Below are 16863 nucleotides of genomic sequence, written 5' to 3' on the forward strand. Positions count from 1 at the left end.
GAATTCACTATGGCAACGCATCAAAACAATAGTGGCAACTTTCACGAAAAAATTGAAACCAGCAACTTCCTGCTGATCGTGTTGACCTTCATCACGATCTCATTCGGTGGTCTGGTCGAAATCGTGCCTTTGTTCTTCCAAAAGTCCACAACCGAGCCTATCCGTGGTTTGGAGCCTTATACTGCATTGCAATTGGCTGGCCGTGACATTTATCTGCGTGAAGGTTGCTACAACTGCCACTCACAGATGATCCGTCCTTTCCATGCTGAGACACTGCGTTATGGTCATTACTCTGTCGCTGGCGAGTACGTTTACGATCACCCGTTCCAATGGGGTAGTAAGCGTACTGGTCCTGACTTGCACCGTATTGGTGGCAAGTACAGTGATGACTGGCACCGCGTGCACCTGCACAACCCACGTGATGTTGTTCCAGAGTCCATCATGCCAGCCTACCCATGGCTGGAAGAAAACCTGGTTGACGACAAAACCATTGGTGACCATATGGCTGCGCTGCGTAAAGTTGGCGTGCCTTACACCGACGCGCAGATCAAGGCTGCCGGGGATGAAATCAAAGGCAAAACCGAGCAGGATGCACTGGTGGCTTACCTGCAAGTGTTGGGTACACACCTGAAATAAGGAGACGCGCCATGGATATCAACATACTACGCATATTTTTTACAGTACTGAGTTTCGTCCTGTTTGTGGCAATTTTGATTTGGGCATGGCGCAATCGCAACTCCGCGCAATTCAAGGACGCGCAGAATCTGCCGTTCGATCAAGACTAAATACTGCGCGGAAAGGTTAAGGAAAACATCATGAATGATTTTGTAAATGGTTTTTGGCCGATCTGGATTTCGACCATTACCTTGGGCGGGATTGCTTTCTGTGTCGGTCTGCTGATTTTTGCAAGCCGCGTCAAAGTGCCTTTGGATAGTGATAACACCAATGGTCACGAGTGGGATGGCATCAAGGAAATGAACAATCCGCTGCCGATGTGGTGGGTAGGCTTGTTTATCATTACCGTGATTTTTGGCTTGAGCTATCTGTACCTGTTCCCAGGGTTGGGTACCTACAATGGCAAGTTCGGCTGGACAGAAGTGAAGCAGTATGAAGCTGAAGTGGCCAAAAACAACGAGAAGATTGCACCGTTGTATGCCAAATACGCAGCCATGCCAGTAGAAGAAGTAGCCAAGATTCCTGAGGCACGTGATATCGGTAAGCGTATTTTCCTGAACAACTGTGCAGCTTGCCACGGTTCAGATGCCAAGGGTAGCCGCGGCTTTCCTAACCTGACTGATCACGACTGGTTATATGGTGGCGCACCTGACACCATCAAGTTGACCATCACCAATGGCCGTAACGGCATCATGCCGCCAATGGCTGCTGCGGTAGGTTCAGAAGAAGACGTGAAAAACGTGGCCAACTATGTATTGAGCTTGTCTGGCAGTATTCATGACTCTGGTCGTGCCAATGCCGGTAAAGACAAGTTTGTGGTCTGTGCTGCTTGTCATGGTCCAGAAGGCAAAGGTAACCAAGCGATTGGCGCACCTAACCTGACAGACAACATCTGGTTGCATGGTCAAGGTGAAGCTGCCATTATCAAGCGTATCCACGAAGGTAAAAACAATGTGATGCCAGCCTGGAAAGAAAAATTCAGCCCAGAGCAAATTCACTTGCTGACTGCTTATGTTTGGGGTCTTTCCAACAAATAGGCGAATGCAAATAATCCATGAGCGATATTAAACAAAACGCTGTGAATAAAACCACCATCCCTGAACAGGAGGTGGTTTTATCACTTTATAAGTCCGCAGATAAGATCTATGCCCGTAGTGTCTCCGGATTATTCAACAACTGGCGCTGGGTTATGGTGTGGGCCACCCAACTGTTTTTCTATGGGGTGCCTTGGCTGCAATGGGATGGCCGTCAGGCCATGCTGTTTGACCTCGATGCGAAACGCTTTTACATCTTCGGCCTGATCTTTCATCCGCAGGACCTCATTTACCTGTCGTTTTTGCTGATTGTTTCTGCGTTGTCATTGTTCCTGTTTACGGCGATTGCCGGTCGCTTATGGTGTGGTTATACCTGTCCACAAACGGTGTATACCGAGATTTATATGTGGATGGAAAATAAAATCGAGGGCGATCGTATCGCACGTATGCGTCTCGATGACAGTAAATGGAATCTGAATAAGATCACGCGCAAAACGCTCAAACAACTCGCCTGGATCTGTTTTGGCTTGTGGACAGGCGTGACGTTTGTCGGTTATTTCTCTTCCATCCGTGAGCTGGTGCCTAACATCCTGAGCTGGCAATTGGGCGGTTGGGAAACCTTCTGGATTTGTTTTTACGGCTTTGCCACCTATGGCAACGCAGGCTACATGCGCGAACAGGTCTGCAAATACATGTGTCCGTATGCCCGCTTTCAGAGTGCCATGTTTGATGATGACACCATGATCGTGACCTATGACGAGGCCCGTGGTGAGCCACGCGGGGCACGTTCTAAAAAAGCTGGCGAAAATGCCAATGGCCTGGGCAGTTGTATCGATTGCAGTATCTGTGTGCAAGTCTGTCCCACCGGCATTGATATCCGTAAAGGCTTGCAATACGAGTGTATCGGTTGCGGCGCCTGTATTGATGCCTGTGATGACGTGATGGACAAGATGGGCTATGCCAAGGGTTTAATCAAATACTCCACGCAAAACGGCATGACCAACCGCTGGACCCGTCAGCAAATGCTGCAGCGTCTGCTCCGCCCACGCGTGATCATTTACACCACGATTCTGGTAGCGCTGACCGTAGGGATGATCGTCAGCCTATACTTCAAGCCAGACTTCAGGCTGGATGTGTTGCGTGACCGTGCGGTGATGTCCCGCTACACCGATGAAGGCATGATTGAGAACGTCTACAACCTCAAACTTGAAAATGATACCGAAGCGGTTCATGACTATACATTGAAGGTCACTGGCTTAGATGGCTTGGTGGTGCATTTTGCAGATGATAATACCCAGGATTTCAAAGGCTTGCGTCCGTTTGAAACCCGTAACGTGATCGTTGAGCTGGAATTGCCTGATGGCGTGACCCGCGCCGGTTCGCACAAAATCTTTTTTGAAATGACGGATTTACAAAGCAGCGAAACGGTCAAAGAAAAATCGGTCTTTATCGTGCCGAGTAATTAATGGAGCAGACTTTGTCACAGAATCAAACACAGCAGAAACCGGCCACGCAAGGGACTGACCCAAAACGGTGGTATCAGAACCCTTATGTCTGGATGATTATTGGCGGCCCCTCTGCTGTGATTGTGGCTTCATTCATCACCTTGTATCTGGCCATTACCCACCCGGATCCGGCCATTGATGATTACTACCGCAAGGGGATAGAAATCAACAAGACGCTGGATGCGCAAGCACAAGCAGGCCAAACCGATGCCATGGCACCCGCGATACAGGCACGTAACCATGCGCAGACTGGCCTGAAACCTGCTGAGCAGTAATTCTTCTACTGCATCATAAACGTGTAGGCTTGCTTTTAACCTCTCTTAGATGAGAGGTTAAGCTTTTTTGAGGACGCGTTTAAGCAAAGACGCGTACGTTGAAACCACGCGCTTGTAAGGCTGCAGCATATCGCTGTAACAGGCTTAAATCTGGCGTTTGAATGCTGGCTTGCGTATCTTGTTGGCTAGCTCTGGCAATGCTATATAGTAAAATGCCTGCAATATTTTCTTTGAATGGCTGTAGCGCTTCAATATAGCCGTCTAGTGACGGCGTCGTAACCAGCTTGTTTTCCACTCGCCGCTGCATCACAGCGGTTTGCACCCAAGTCGGACACAGTTGGCTACAAGCCTTTAACCGTTGCAAATGCAAGCTGAGGGGCAAGCGGGCGTCGTTCACGGTCAACATCTCTGCGTCATTGCCTGCATCCAGCTTAAACCAGACTTCACCTTCCATCTGCTGCAGTACGTGCATCGCCTGCTGTGTGGTGGCCAGATGCATCTGGCTGCCATTGGTAATCAGCCTGACCCGCGCCGGACGATCTGCCTCAGGTTTCTGGCTTAATAATTGTTGAACGCAGCTTAAGGCGGCAGAAAATTGCGGTGAGGTGGTGGGTTCGCCGTCTCCGGCAAAGGCAATATCCTGTACATAGTCAGACACGGCAAGTGACGCCGCTGGCAGATGTTCTGTTAACCAATCCAGGCAAGCAGTGAGTTCGTCTTGCAAGCGCGGCATGTCGATCTCAGGCGAGGCGCCGCGTTGCAGCCCGGGCACCTGGCAATAAATGCAATGCCAGTTACAGCAGTGGTTTGGATGCAGGTTGATGCCAATCGAAAGGCCCTGTGCACGGCGGGACCAGACTGGGTAAATATACTGCCAGTCTTGTTGTTCTGCTACCTGGCGCAGGCTATGAAACAGAGCTAAAGGCTGTGTCATCCCTTAGGCAGTTAAAACAGGGAAATGCCCGCTAGCAGGTGCTGGCATTAAAAATGGTTTTGAGTTTTTCGTGGTCCAGAATGCGGATATTTTTTTGCTTGACCTCGATAATGCCTTCATCACTGAATTTGGAGAAAGTGCGGCTCACTGTTTCCAGTTTCATACCCAAATAACTGCCGATTTCCTCACGTGTCATGCGTAAAATCAATTCGCTCTTGGAGTAACCGCGGGCATGCAGACGCTGCAGCAAATTGAGTAGGAACGCTGCCAGGCGTTCTTCGGCGCGCATATTGGCCAATAACATCATGACGCCGTTTTCACGTACGATCTCGCGGCTCATAATTTTGTGCACATGGCGTTGCAACACAGGAATTTCGCGCGACAGGTCTTCCACATGATTGAAAGGCATCACACAGACTTCGGCATCTTCGAGCGCAATCGCATTACAGTTATGTTTGTCGCTGACAATGCCATCCAGCCCCATGATTTCTCCCGCCATCTGGAAGCCAGTGACTTGTTCGCGGCCATCTTCAGAAACGACGCAGGTCTTGAAAAAACCAGTGCGGATCGCGTACAGCGTGGTGAAGGCATCGCCGCTGCTGTAGAGGTGACCGCCTTGTTTGACTTTTTTGCGGGTGGCAACCATGCCATCCAATTTGGTCATTTCTTCCGTGCTCAAGCCGACTGGTAAGCATAACTCACGCAAGTTGCAATTGGAGCAGGCGACCTTGAAACTGGATTCTGCGTGCATGGCAGGCGTCCTTGACTGACGTTGAACATGCGACGAATTATACGCTTCTTCGGTTGCGATTTCATTGAACATGGGCGGGCCTCTTCCTTTTGTATTTAGGCGCATTATGCAGCAGGCCTTACCCCGTGCATTTGACATGCGTCAAAAAGCCCTGCATTGGTTTATGGCACAGTAGCACCACTCAACCCGTAAAGCCCAGTTGCGGGATACCGATAGGAAAGAATTTGCCACAAACCATGAACTCCCCGTTGCTGATTACTCAAGAGCATATTGAGCGCTATGACGTCTCCGGGCCTCGTTATACCTCTTATCCAACCGCTGACCGCTTTGTGGAGGCGTTTGACGCCGCCGCTTATCTGAAGGCTGCCGAGCAGCGCAATATCAGTAACTGGGCGCAGCCGCTCTCGCTGTATGTGCATATCCCGTTTTGTGCTTCGCTGTGTTTTTATTGTGCCTGCAATAAAATCGTCACCAAGCGCTATGAGCAGGGTGCGATTTACCTCAATTACCTGCAGCGCGAGCTGGATTTGCACCTGGATAAATTTGCCAAAAAGCAAACGGTTAACCAGTTGCATTTGGGCGGCGGCACGCCAACTTTTCTGAGTGATGAAGAGCTGACACGCCTCATGCAGATGTTCAGGCAAGCGTTTGCATTTGCAGAAGAAGGGGAGTACTCGATAGAGATTGATCCGCGCACTGTTAATCAGCAGCGCCTGCAACATCTGCATGATCTAGGTTTTAACCGTCTCAGTTTTGGTGTGCAAGACTTTGATGCCGATGTGCAACAGGCCGTGCACCGGGTACAGTCTTATGCGCAGGTGGAAAGCTTGATGCAGCAAGCGCGGGCCATGGGGTTCGAGTCGATTAATACCGACCTGATTTACGGCTTGCCCAAACAAACGCCGGCGACCTTCCGCCAGACCATTAGCCAAATCATTCAATTGCGGCCAGACCGCATCGCGCTGTACGGTTATGCGCATTTGCCATCGCGCTTTAAACCACAACGCCGCATTTTGCAGGCAGTCTTGCCGCATGCTGTGGATAAAATTCAAATGCTGTCGGAAGCGATTCAGCAACTGATGCTGGCGGGCTATGTGTTCATCGGCATGGATCATTTTGCCTTGCCTGATGACCCGCTCGCGATTGCCAAACAGCAGGGCAGGTTGCACCGTAACTTTCAAGGCTACAGCACCATGGCTGATCAGGATATCCTGGCCTTGGGCGTCTCGGCGATTGGCAAGGTGGGCGCTACTTATAGCCAGAATGCCAAAACCCTCGAAGAGTATTACGACTTCCTCGATCAAGGCCAACTCCCTATTGTGCGTGGCCTGGCCTTAAGCCGCGATGACCTGATCCGCCGTGCCGTCATTATGGCAGTCATGTGCCATGGCGAGTTGAGTTACGAATCCATTGAGTTGTCTTACATGGTCAATTTCAAGCAATACTTTCAAGCCGAAATTGCACAGCTGGCGGAAAAAGAAAAGCAAGGGCTGGTGGTGCTTGAAGAAGACGGCCTTAAAGTGACTGAAATGGGTTGGTATTTTGTGCGCGCAATCGCCATGGTGTTTGATCGCTATTTGCAGCACGATGCCAACCGTGCAAGGTTCTCCAAAATCCTTTAAACTGCTGGCATGTTAGCCAGTTTACTCTTGACTGCTTTTGTCATGGGGCTGGCAGGCGGCCCGCACTGTGTGCTGATGTGTGGCGCAGCTTGCGGCGCCATGCAAACGCCGCCGAATCCCGCCAGTCCCCAGCGTTCCATTCCTCTCCGAGTCGTCCAGACCATCCCCTGGAGTTTTTACCTGGGACGCATGCTGGGCTATGGCCTGCTGGGTGCCATTGCAGCCGAAACCTTGCGCGGTTTAGCCTGGTTATCTAATCAAAGTCATTTGTTTCAGCCGCTATGGACGTTCTCGCATACGCTGATATTTGCCTGGGGCGTCTTACTGCTCATCCTCGGCCGACAGCCGCAATGGGCGGTGCAGCGGGCCCAATTGATCTGGGCCTGGATCAAGCAGCATACTTCCCATGCCAAATTTGGTTACCTGTTGACGGGTTTTGTCTGGGCCTTACTCCCGTGTGGCCTGCTTTACTCGGCCGTGATGCTGGCCTCACTCCAATCGCAATGGTTGCAAGGCGCACTGGTGATGATCGCTTTTGCCACCGGTTCCGCCACCATCCTCGCCTTGGCGCCGTTTTTCTGGCGCGCTGGCCAGCAAAGTCTGCCGCGCTGGTTTAGTGAGGCGGCAGGCATGCGCTTGAGTGGTGGCTTGCTGATTGCCCTCAGCCTGGTAGCGCTGTGGATGGATGTCATGCATCACGACAAACTGTGGTGCCAGTTGTTATAACCGTGCCCAATCATTGGCTTGAGTCGCAGCCGCAAGTTGGACTGATTCACCCCCCTGTATTGCCTACGCCCTTAAATTCCGCTAACTTACGATTGTTAAATTAAATTAACATTCGGGAGGGGCGATGATGCGATGGCTACGTATCTGTTTTTGGCTGTGGTTGATCAGCCACAATTTGACATCAGCCTATGCGCAAGTGCCAGAAATATTGTTGGCCCAGGTCTATCATGACGGCCTCCATGTCGATGATTACCTGGTCAGTGAAAAACTGGATGGCATACGCGCCGTCTGGGATGGCAAACAACTGATCAGTCGCCAAGGGCATCCTATTCATGCTCCGGCCTGGTTTGTAAAAGACTTCCCCAAACAAGCGCTTGATGGCGAGTTGTGGATGGGTCGCGCGCAATTCGAACGGCTTTCTGCCACTGTACGCCGCTCTCAGCCAGATGAAGCAGAATGGCGCCGCGTCGCCTACTATGTATTTGAATTACCCACAGCACCAGGTTCCTTTGTACAACGCGCCCGGCAAATCGAGCAACTGGCCCAGCGTCACCCTAGCCGCTACCTCAAAGCCATCAAACAGTTCCGCGTAGCAGATACCGCCGCGCTCAAGCGCACGCTGGACTGGGTAGTGGCGCATAAAGGTGAGGGCCTCATGTTGCATCAAGCCGATGCGCCTTACCTGACTGGCCGTAGCCACGTGTTGCTCAAACTCAAGCCGCATCTGGATGCTGAAGCCAAAGTCCTTGCCTACGTGCCCGGCAAAGGCAAATACCAAGGTAAAATGGGTGCATTAGTGGTCGAAACCGCGCAAGGCATACGCTTCAAACTTGGCACTGGCTTTAAAGATGCTGACCGGGCACATCCACCGCCTATCGGCAGCCAGGTGACGTTTACCTATCGCGACCTCACCAAAAACGGCAAACCAAAATTTGCCCGCTTTTTAAGGGTGCGGCCACCGGAATAATTGAAACAGAAAGGATCACACAATGAAATGGATGCTTGGACTCGCAGTCACATGTTTTGCAATGAACGCCTATGCGTTGGATTTAAGCGGTGTTTACAGCTGTACCGGTGACGATGCACATGAAGGCAAATACACCGGCACAGTCACCATGAAATTGCGCCCAGAGCACAGTAAAGGCGCGGATGCCAGCTATGATTTTGAACTGGCTGTGCCGGACTATGGCACTTATAAAGGCCACGCCGCCGCGCACGGCATGCATGCGGCGATGCATTTTGCCTTGCCGATGGAAAATGGCGAATATGGTGGCAAGACGCATGATTATGGAACCGGGATTGCCGAATTTAAGAAAAATGCCAAGGGGCAGTTGAGTTTTAGGAAGTTTTATTTTGAGCCTGGGTTTAAAGGTGGCAATACGGGAGTCGAGGAGTGCGTGAGGAAGTAATTTTTGTTTTAAGGCTCAAGTATTTTGTGTAGCGTTGGTTTCGCCTCTAGGCGAGTTACTTTCTGTTGCTTGCCCCACAGAAAGTAACCAAAGAAGAGGGCCCCCAGCCATCACGGCCTGGCGGCTCCCTTACTTTGTCTCCGCTACTCAGCGTGATGGAATGGGATTTGTCTCGCCAAACTACGAGCGTAGAAGTTTGGACCGTTCAAAAAAATAATGCTTTTATTCAATCCGCCAACAATGGCAGTCGCATGGTGTTCCGGGGTCCCCATCTGCCGCGCCGAGCAACACAGGGTTGGCGGGAGTACTCGGCCATCGGCTGTCCGAGTTCCGCAACAAGCCACGAAGTCTGTGGCTTGTCAGGGCGAGTTTCGATGGCCGCCCGCCAATCCGAGTAGCGCAGGAAACAAGCGGAAGCTGGGGTGCACTTTCTTTTGGTTACTTTATCTTTGTACAAGCAAAGAAAAGGAACTCGCCGAAAAGGCGAAAAGTCACTCATCGAGTCAACACTTGGCGCACAATAAACAGAACAGACCTTGCAAGCAAAAAGCCCAACAAATCTGACTACGAGCGTAAATCTTAAGCTAGATGTAAGCCGTCATGCTGCATCCCCATTCGCATGCCATGATAAAATCACCCCCCTATGACCGCTGTCTCCTCCATCCAACTCATCAGCCAACTCGAAAAACAACTCTCCCAGTGCATGCTGGCTGACCGCTTTCCGCTCAAGCGCCGGTTGAATCAGTTGCGTGACGCGCTTAAACAAAACAAACCTGTCGATAAATCTCTGGTTGATATCGCACATAAGGTGCAAGCTTCGCAGCAAAGATTGCAAGCCCGCCAGGCGGCGTTGCCTCAGCCTGATTACCCGCCAGAGTTACCGGTGAGTGCTAAAAAGGATGAGATTGCGGCGGCAATTGCCAAGCATCAGGTAGTCATTGTGTGCGGTGAAACCGGCTCCGGTAAAACAACGCAATTGCCTAAAATTTGCCTCGAACTAGGGCGCGGTGTCAGCGGGTTAATCGGCCATACCCAACCACGCCGGATTGCTGCGCGCTCGGTGGCGTCACGGATTGCGCAGGAGCTGAAAACACCGCTGGGTGAGGCGGTGGGTTACAAGGTGCGCTTTAATGACAAGTTGTCTGCCGATAGTTATGTCAAACTGATGACTGACGGTATTTTGCTGGCGGAGACGCAGAGCGATAAATTCCTTAACGGCTATGACACCATTATTATCGACGAGGCGCATGAACGCAGCCTGAATATTGATTTTCTGTTGGGCTATCTCAAACAGTTACTCCCCAAGCGGCCAGACTTAAAAATCATTGTCACCTCGGCGACGATTGATGCGGACCGCTTTTCTAACCACTTTGATGGCGCGCCGGTGATTGAGGTGTCCGGGCGCACCTATCCGGTGGAAATCCGTTACCGGCCTTTAGGCAACAAGACGACCATGGTGGCCGTTGAGGTGCCGGTGGATGATGGGCTGGATGATATAGACCGCTTTGCGCAAGACCTGATGGGGATCAAGCGCAAGCCGCCACGCACCGAGACACGCTGGTTGGAAGAGGATGACGAAGAAGAGGTGATGGAAGATGCCATCCTTGATACGGCCGAGGATTTATTGCGTTTGGGTGATGGCGATATCTTGGTGTTTTTGCCGGGTGAGCGTGAAATCCGTGATACAGCAGAGCATCTGCGTAAATACCAGGGCCGCTCGCCCAAACTCAAGTCGATTGAGATTCTGCCGCTGTTTGCGCGCCTGAGCATAGAAGATCAGCAGAAGATTTTCCGGCCCAGTGGTCAGCGCCGCATTGTGCTGGCCACCAACGTCGCGGAAACCTCGCTGACGGTGCCTGGCATCAAGTATGTGATTGATACGGGGCTGGCACGGGTCAACCGCTACAGCCCGCGCGCCAAGGTCGAGCAATTGCAGATTGAAAAAATCTCGCAAGCGGCGGCCAAGCAGCGGGCAGGGCGCTGCGGCCGTGTCTCAAATGGTATTTGCGTGCGCTTGTACGGTGAGGAGGATTTTAACCAGCGTCCGGCATTTACCGATCCAGAGATTTTGCGTAGCTCGCTGGCCAGCGTGATTTTGCGCATGGCGGATTTACGCCTGGGCGATGTGGCTGAGTTCCCGTTTATTGAAGCCCCTTCTTCACGCCTGATCAGCGATGGCTATCAGTTGCTACAAGAGCTGGGCGCGGTGACCGAGCGCCGCGAGATTACCGAACTGGGCCGCCAGATGGCGCGCTTGCCGCTGGATCCGCGTGTGGCACGCATGATTCTGACCGCCAAAAAAGAAGGCTGCGTGCGCGAGATTCTGATCATTGCCAGCGTGCTAAGTATCCAGGATCCGCGTGAGCGGCCCATGGACAAGCGTGAGGCTGCCGACAATGCACATGCCAAATTCAAGGCCGATGACTCTGATTTTATGAGTTATCTCAAGCTGTGGGATTGGTATGAGCAGGCGCTCAAAACCAAGAAATCCAACCGCGACTTGCTCAATCAGTGTCACCAGAACTTTCTCTCCTTTTTGCGCCTGAAGGAATGGCGTGAATTGCATGCACAGTTGCTGGAGATGGTGGATGAGCTCGATATCAAGCCTAATCAGCAAGAAGCGAATTACGCGCAAATCCACCGCGCTTTGCTGTCCGGCTTGCTAGGCAATATCGGCTTTAAAGATGGCGATAGCGAAACCTATGCCGGGGCGCGTGGCATCCGCTTTACCATTGCGCCTGGCTCGGTGCTGAAGAAAAACCGGCCTAAGTGGGTAATGGCTGCCGAACTGGTCGAAACCACCAAGCTGTATGCGCGTGGCGTTGCAAAAATCGACCCGGACTGGATAGAACCGATTGCGCACGAGGGCGGCGGTAAAGGCATTACACAAAGCCATTACACCGATCCGCGCTGGGACCGTAAAACCGCGCAGGTGGTGGCTTGGGAGCGGGTCAGCCTGTATGGGTTGACGATTGTGCCTAAACGCCGCGTGCATTATGGGCCGATCGCACCAAGCGAGGCACGCGAGATTTTTATCCGCGAAGCCTTGGCCAATATGGCGTTTGATACGCGGGCCCCGTTTTTTGAAGCTAACCGCCGCCTGATTGCCGAAGTAGAGGCACTGGAGCATAAAGCCAGACGTCAGGACGTGCTGGTCGACGAACACCAGTTATTTGTATTTTATGACCAGGTAGTGCCGCCCATAGCCGATCCTTATCGCGTTTACAACGGTGCGGCGTTTGAGAAGTGGCGTCAGGATGCCGAAAAGACCAATCCCAAAGTCCTATACCTGACCCGGGAATCGCTGATGCGGCATGGTGCCAGCGCCATTACAGAAGTACAGTTTCCCGAGAGCATGGTCATCGATGGCGAAACCGTGCCACTCAAATACCGCTTTGAGCCTGGACATGTTTTGGATGGCGTGACGGCGACGATACCACTGGCCTTGCTCAACCAGCTGGATGCTACCGTCACTGACTGGCTGGTGCCAGGCATGGTACGCGACAAAGTGACCGCGCTGATTAAAGCCTTGCCCAAAACCCTGCGCCGCGTCTGTGTGCCGGTGCCGGAGTTTGTGACTGGTTTTCTTGAGGCCAAGCAAACGGCGCAGCCATTATTACCCGCCCTGGCTGAGTTTATCCAGCAAAAAACCGGGCTGAGGCTCAAGCCGGAAGAGTTTGATCTGGCCGGCCTGGAACCGCATCACCGCATGAACTTTAGCGTGGTCGATGAAAAAGGCCGCGAGCTTGGCATGGGGCGCGACTGGAACCAGCTCAAAAAACAGCTGGGCTCTGCCGCACAATTGACGTTTAGGACTGGCTCACCCGGGATTGAAAAATCCGGGCTCAAGCAGTGGGATTTTGGCGACTTGCCAAAAACGCTCACCTTTAGCAAAGATGGCCGTCAACTGACCGGCTACCCAGGGCTGGAGGACAATGGTGACAGTGTGGCCATCAAACTGTTTGATACGCCAGAAGCGGCCTTGGCCGCGCACCGTAAAGGCGTCTGCCGCCTGATGCGTTTTGAGCTCAAGGAGCAGGTCAAGCAGCTAGAAAAAGGCCTGCCCGGCTTTAACCAATATGCCTTGCTGTTGCGCGCCATTATGAACCCTGACCAGTTGCGTGAAGATATGCTGCAATGCATTGCTGACCGTGCGTTTATCGCCGAGGACGAGTTACCGCGGACTAATGCCGAGTTTATGCAACTGAAGACGCGGGCGCGGACCCGCTTGCCAGCGGTGACCGAGGCGCTGACCCGGCAGGCGCAACTGATTGCCAATGAGTATCAGGTGCTGGTTGCCCAGTTACAGAAAATGACGCCGGTGACGCAGAAAATCAAACGCGAGTGTGAGCAACAATTACAGGGCTTGTTATCCCAAGGTTTTTTCAGTAATACCCCCTGGGAGCAATTGCCGCACCTGCCGCGTTACCTCAAAGCCATCAAGCTGCGTATAGACAAATATCCGACCAGCATAGAGCGTGATAGCCGTCATGCGCAGGCATTGGCACAACTTGAGCAGCGTTGGCAGCAAAAAATCGAGCAGCTGCGCAAGGCGCACCAGCCTGTAACCAACCAGTTACAAGACTTTGCGTGGCAATTACAGGAGTTGCGTGTATCATTATTTGCGCAGGAATTAAGAACGCCTTATCCTGTCTCAATCAAACGTCTTGAAAAACTCTGGCAAGAAATGCAATAGTATCGCGTGACCACTGCTAACCTGTGACCCATCCTGTTCATGCAGCCTTCTCCCTTTGAACCATTCAGTACGCCCAATTGGCTAAAGCCCAAGCAACGCGAGCGCGTATTGCGGATTCCGGCACGCCTGATGTGGGCTATCCTGGTGTCGCTGTTGTTGCATGCGATTTTGTTCTGGGGGTTTTTACTTGATTTGCTCAAACCGCTTGAGGAGCCAGCGCAAGAGCCGCTGAATATTGTGCTGGACTTGGGGTTGCCGGTGCCCAACAAGCCCAAGGTGGTTGAGCCGCCGCCAGAAATCCCCCCGATGCCGCAACCGCGGCCAGAGCCTAAACCAAAGGCCAAGGCTGAGCCCAAGTTGCCTAAAAAGATTATTCAATCGCAACGGCCGGATAATGCCTTTAAGTTGCCCGAACCCCAACAGCAACCTAAGCCGCAACCCAAGCCTGAGCCTACGCCTAACCTGCCACCGCCGCCTGTGGAAGATTTTTCCAGCATGATCAAGCGCAAGCAGACGGACCGTTTTGCCGATGAAATGGCGGCCAAGCAAGTCAATGATGCAGCGGCAGCGGCAGAGCGTGGGCCATCCGAGGATGAGCGCCGCACCAAAAACATCATGAATAACCTCAAGTTTGGCACCAACGGCTTATTCCAGATCCGCCGCATGGATCCATTCAACGCGACCTTTAGCTTCAAAGGCTGGGTCAATGATTACACCTCGGCCAATACCCAATACTACGAGGTGGAAGCGCGGAGTGGCGAGGATATCCGGCTGGTGATGGTACGTCGCATGATTAACATTATCCGTGAGCACTATAACGGCGATTTTGACTGGATATCCAACCGTCTGGGCCGCACCGTGACCTTGTCTGCGCGGCCTGCAGACAGTGCCGGTCTCGAAGACTTTTTGATGAAAGAGTTCTTTGGGCCCAATTATAAAAACCAGGATATTTACGGCCACTAGCGCCCGCATACACCAATGGCAGACGACTTTGTAACCCCCACAACGTCGCATCGTCAGGACTGGCAATTCCAGCTGGTATTGTGGTCAGGCATGGCCTTGACTACATTGGCCGGGGTCTGGCAGTTTGCCAACCTCGGCGTGACGCTGCTCACCTTGCTGTATATGTTATGGGTATTGTGGGCGGCTTATTTTTTGCGGTTTGCCACAGCCATGCTGACTGCGGTGACTGCAGTCCTGTTGATCAATTTCTGTTTTATTGAACCGCGGTACACCTTGCGCGTGGCGAGCCTGCACTCGTGGGTGATGCTGATGGTGTTTGCTGTGCTGGCCTTCACGGTGAGCCGTGCCATGCAGCAGCTTAAGCTGCAAATGCAGCAGGCGCAATTGGCCGCGCAGCAATCCCGTTTTTTTCAAACGCTGGCAGAAGTATTATCCAGCCACATGCGCGTTGAAGACTTGTTGCAGGCGGCTTGCCAGCAGCTACAACAGGCGTTTGGCTGGCAAGTGTGCGTGGTGCAATTGATGCCAGGCATGCCACTGCAGCGGCTGGCCGGTGCGCCAGCATTGCAGGTGCAGCCTGCTAGTGTGCAATGGGCGCTAGACTACCAGCGTGCCATAGGCGCGGGGACTCAGGATTGGCCGGAACTCGGCCATTGTTTACTCCCGTTTGGTCTGCCACATCTTGAAGTCATGGTTGTCGCCATGCCGCTTGGTCAGGCACCAGACCTGCATTTTTTACAACGGCTGGTCCATCAATGTGCTGAGGCCACGCTCAAGCTCAGGCAGCAAATTGCCCTGGCAGACGCCGCCCGTGAGACCTGTGAGGCTCAGTTCAAAAAAACGCTGTTAACGGCGTTGTCACATGATATGCGTACGCCACTCACGGCGATTCTGGGCGCAGCCAATGTGCTGGCCGACCAGCAGATTACGCTGGCGCCCACGCAGTCATCGCAGCTATTGCAAAGCATACAGGCGGAGGCGGGGTATTTAAGCCAGGCGACTGAAAACATTCTCACCCTGGTCAAGCTTGAAGCGGGTGAGCGCGCATTGCACCGTGAGTGGCAGTCGTTGCAAGAAGTGGTGCAACATGTTACGCAGCGCTATTTGCAGCGCACACCGCCAGTCGCCCTGGCCTTTAGCTCAGGCGATAAAAGCGAAGAATGGCTGGTGCATATGGATGCGGTGCTGGTGGCGCATGCGCTCTCCAACCTGGTGGATAATGCGTTGCAATGGCGCACGACTGAAACCCCCGTTGCTTTGCAATTGATGAGGGAAGGCGGCTGGCTGGTGTTGGCGGTGATCAACGAAGGTCCAGGCTTTGCGCCCGACTTCGAGATTGCCTCTTTTCACTCACGCCGCGCTGCGCGCAGTGGTAGCCGCGGGTTTGGTCTGGGCCTGAGCATCGTCAATACCATCATGCAACTGCATCAGGGACAATTGCAGCTGATGCAGGCGTCATTAGATCAAGCGCCATCAAATCAAGCCACATTAGATCAGCCTACTATCGTCCAGCGCACCTGCGTGCGTATGCTGTTTCCATTTGTGCCCAGCAACAGCTTGAGTCCAGAAGAGGTCGCATGAGCAAGCCAGTCGATCAACACGCGCATCCACACCTGCTGCTGGTTGAAGATGATCCCGGTGTTTACCAGTTTCTGCTGCCTGCATTGTCTGCACATGGCTATCAAGTGCAGCATGCGCGGGATTTGGCCCAAGCCCGTCAGGCCAGCGGTTTTGCCATGGTGATTCTGGACCTCGGCCTGCCGGACGGGCAGGGCGAGCAATTGATTCCGCATGTGCGCCAGTATTCCGATGTGCCTATCCTGGTGCTCTCAGCGCGGCAGGATGAGGCAGACAAAGTGCAGTGCCTTAACTTAGGCGCAGATGATTATCTAATGAAGCCGTTTGGCTTGCAGGAATTACTGGCCAGGATACAGGCCGCTTTGCGGCGCACGGCCCTGATGCAAATGCGCGACCATCTCTATCAGCACGCCGGGATCAGCATCAACCGCGCCAGCGGAATTATCACCAAGGCGGGAATGCCTCTGCACCTGACGCCGATTGAGCATGCTTTACTGATGCAGCTGGCCAGTAAACCTGGCAGTATCTTCACTCACGCACAATTGCTGCAAGCTGTGTGGGGCCCGGAATATCTGGACGACACGCAATATCTGCGTATCCACATCGGCCGGTTACGCGCCAAACTGGAGGATCAGCCTGCTGAGCCTAAAGTTGTCTTAACCGAGCTGGGGATCGGTTACCGGTTGGCTTAACCA

15 protein-coding genes are annotated in these 16863 nt (G+C 52.8%); 13 read left to right on the forward strand and 2 right to left on the reverse strand.

Translation table 11 applies throughout. The annotated features are described in order from the left end of the window. Nucleotides 1–9: 9 nt before the first annotated feature. The 5 genes from ccoO (at nt 10) to ACIDF8_RS04775 (ending at nt 3489) form a co-directional block, all read left to right on the forward strand. Entirely contained in the window at nt 10–636 is a 627-nt protein-coding gene (gene ccoO, locus ACIDF8_RS04755) for a cytochrome-c oxidase, cbb3-type subunit II (protein WP_412009439.1), read from the forward strand. An 11-nt stretch (nt 637–647) separates the two neighbouring features. Next, nucleotides 648–785 carry a cbb3-type cytochrome oxidase subunit 3 gene (locus ACIDF8_RS04760; protein ID WP_194747960.1) on the forward strand — a complete coding sequence of 46 codons (138 nt, stop codon included), beginning with the start codon at nt 648–650 and terminating at the stop codon, nt 783–785. Between the two features lie 30 nt (nt 786–815). Beyond that, nucleotides 816–1712, forward strand: a complete 897-nt coding sequence (gene ccoP, locus ACIDF8_RS04765; RefSeq protein WP_412009440.1) for a cytochrome-c oxidase, cbb3-type subunit III — start codon at nt 816–818, stop codon at nt 1710–1712. A 17-nt stretch (nt 1713–1729) separates the two neighbouring features. Then, nucleotides 1730–3175 carry a cytochrome c oxidase accessory protein CcoG gene (gene ccoG / locus ACIDF8_RS04770; protein ID WP_412009441.1) on the forward strand — a complete coding sequence of 482 codons (1446 nt, stop codon included), beginning with the start codon at nt 1730–1732 and terminating at the stop codon, nt 3173–3175. Between the two features lie 92 nt (nt 3176–3267). Then, complete coding sequence (locus ACIDF8_RS04775) at nt 3268–3489, forward strand: FixH family protein (protein WP_412009659.1); 222 nt, start codon at nt 3268–3270, stop codon at nt 3487–3489. A 79-nt stretch (nt 3490–3568) separates the two neighbouring features. Here the strand turns inward: ACIDF8_RS04775 and ACIDF8_RS04780 are convergent, their stop codons facing one another. Then, nucleotides 3569–4423, reverse strand: a complete 855-nt coding sequence (locus tag ACIDF8_RS04780; RefSeq protein WP_412009442.1) for a hypothetical protein — start codon at nt 4421–4423, stop codon at nt 3569–3571. A 31-nt stretch (nt 4424–4454) separates the two neighbouring features. Then, the gene (gene fnr / locus ACIDF8_RS04785; RefSeq protein WP_412009660.1) at nt 4455–5174 is read right to left on the reverse strand and encodes a fumarate/nitrate reduction transcriptional regulator Fnr; all 720 of its coding nucleotides are present in this window, start codon (nt 5172–5174) and stop codon (nt 4455–4457) included. A 236-nt stretch (nt 5175–5410) separates the two neighbouring features. On the opposite strand from fnr, the gene hemN reads away from it, so the two are divergent. From hemN to ACIDF8_RS04825, 8 genes are all read left to right on the forward strand, one after another. Further along, nucleotides 5411–6796 carry an oxygen-independent coproporphyrinogen III oxidase gene (gene hemN / locus ACIDF8_RS04790; RefSeq protein WP_412009661.1) on the forward strand — a complete coding sequence of 462 codons (1386 nt, stop codon included), beginning with the start codon at nt 5411–5413 and terminating at the stop codon, nt 6794–6796. Between the two features lie 9 nt (nt 6797–6805). Then, a complete protein-coding gene (locus ACIDF8_RS04795; protein WP_412009443.1) occupies nt 6806–7522 on the forward strand; it encodes a sulfite exporter TauE/SafE family protein in 717 nt (238 codons plus the stop codon). Nucleotides 7523–7646: 124 nt separating this feature from the next. Beyond that, nucleotides 7647–8489: a DNA ligase gene (locus ACIDF8_RS04800; RefSeq protein WP_412009444.1), complete on the forward strand. Its 843-nt coding sequence runs from the start codon at nt 7647–7649 to the stop codon at nt 8487–8489. A gap of 22 nt (nt 8490–8511) precedes the next feature. Next, entirely contained in the window at nt 8512–8931 is a 420-nt protein-coding gene (locus ACIDF8_RS04805; RefSeq protein ID WP_412009445.1) for a hypothetical protein, read from the forward strand. Nucleotides 8932–9634: 703 nt separating this feature from the next. After that, nucleotides 9635–13627 (forward strand): ATP-dependent RNA helicase HrpA, encoded by a 3993-nt coding sequence (gene hrpA, locus ACIDF8_RS04810; protein WP_412009662.1) that lies wholly within the window; start codon nt 9635–9637, stop codon nt 13625–13627. Between the two features lie 39 nt (nt 13628–13666). Beyond that, nucleotides 13667–14590, forward strand: coding sequence for a hypothetical protein (locus ACIDF8_RS04815; RefSeq protein WP_412009446.1), 924 nt, complete (start codon nt 13667–13669; stop codon nt 14588–14590). A 15-nt stretch (nt 14591–14605) separates the two neighbouring features. After that, nucleotides 14606–16171, forward strand: coding sequence for a DUF4118 domain-containing protein (locus ACIDF8_RS04820; RefSeq protein ID WP_412009447.1), 1566 nt, complete (start codon nt 14606–14608; stop codon nt 16169–16171). Next, nucleotides 16168–16860 carry a winged helix-turn-helix domain-containing protein gene (locus tag ACIDF8_RS04825; protein ID WP_412009448.1) on the forward strand — a complete coding sequence of 231 codons (693 nt, stop codon included), beginning with the start codon at nt 16168–16170 and terminating at the stop codon, nt 16858–16860. The genes ACIDF8_RS04820 and ACIDF8_RS04825 overlap by 4 nt, the downstream gene beginning before the upstream one ends. The last annotated feature ends 3 nt before the right edge of the window (nt 16861–16863 follow it).

It is taken from the genome of Methylophilus sp. 3sh_L (assembly GCF_046766015.1).
Lineage (GTDB): Bacteria > Pseudomonadota > Gammaproteobacteria > Burkholderiales > Methylophilaceae > Methylophilus.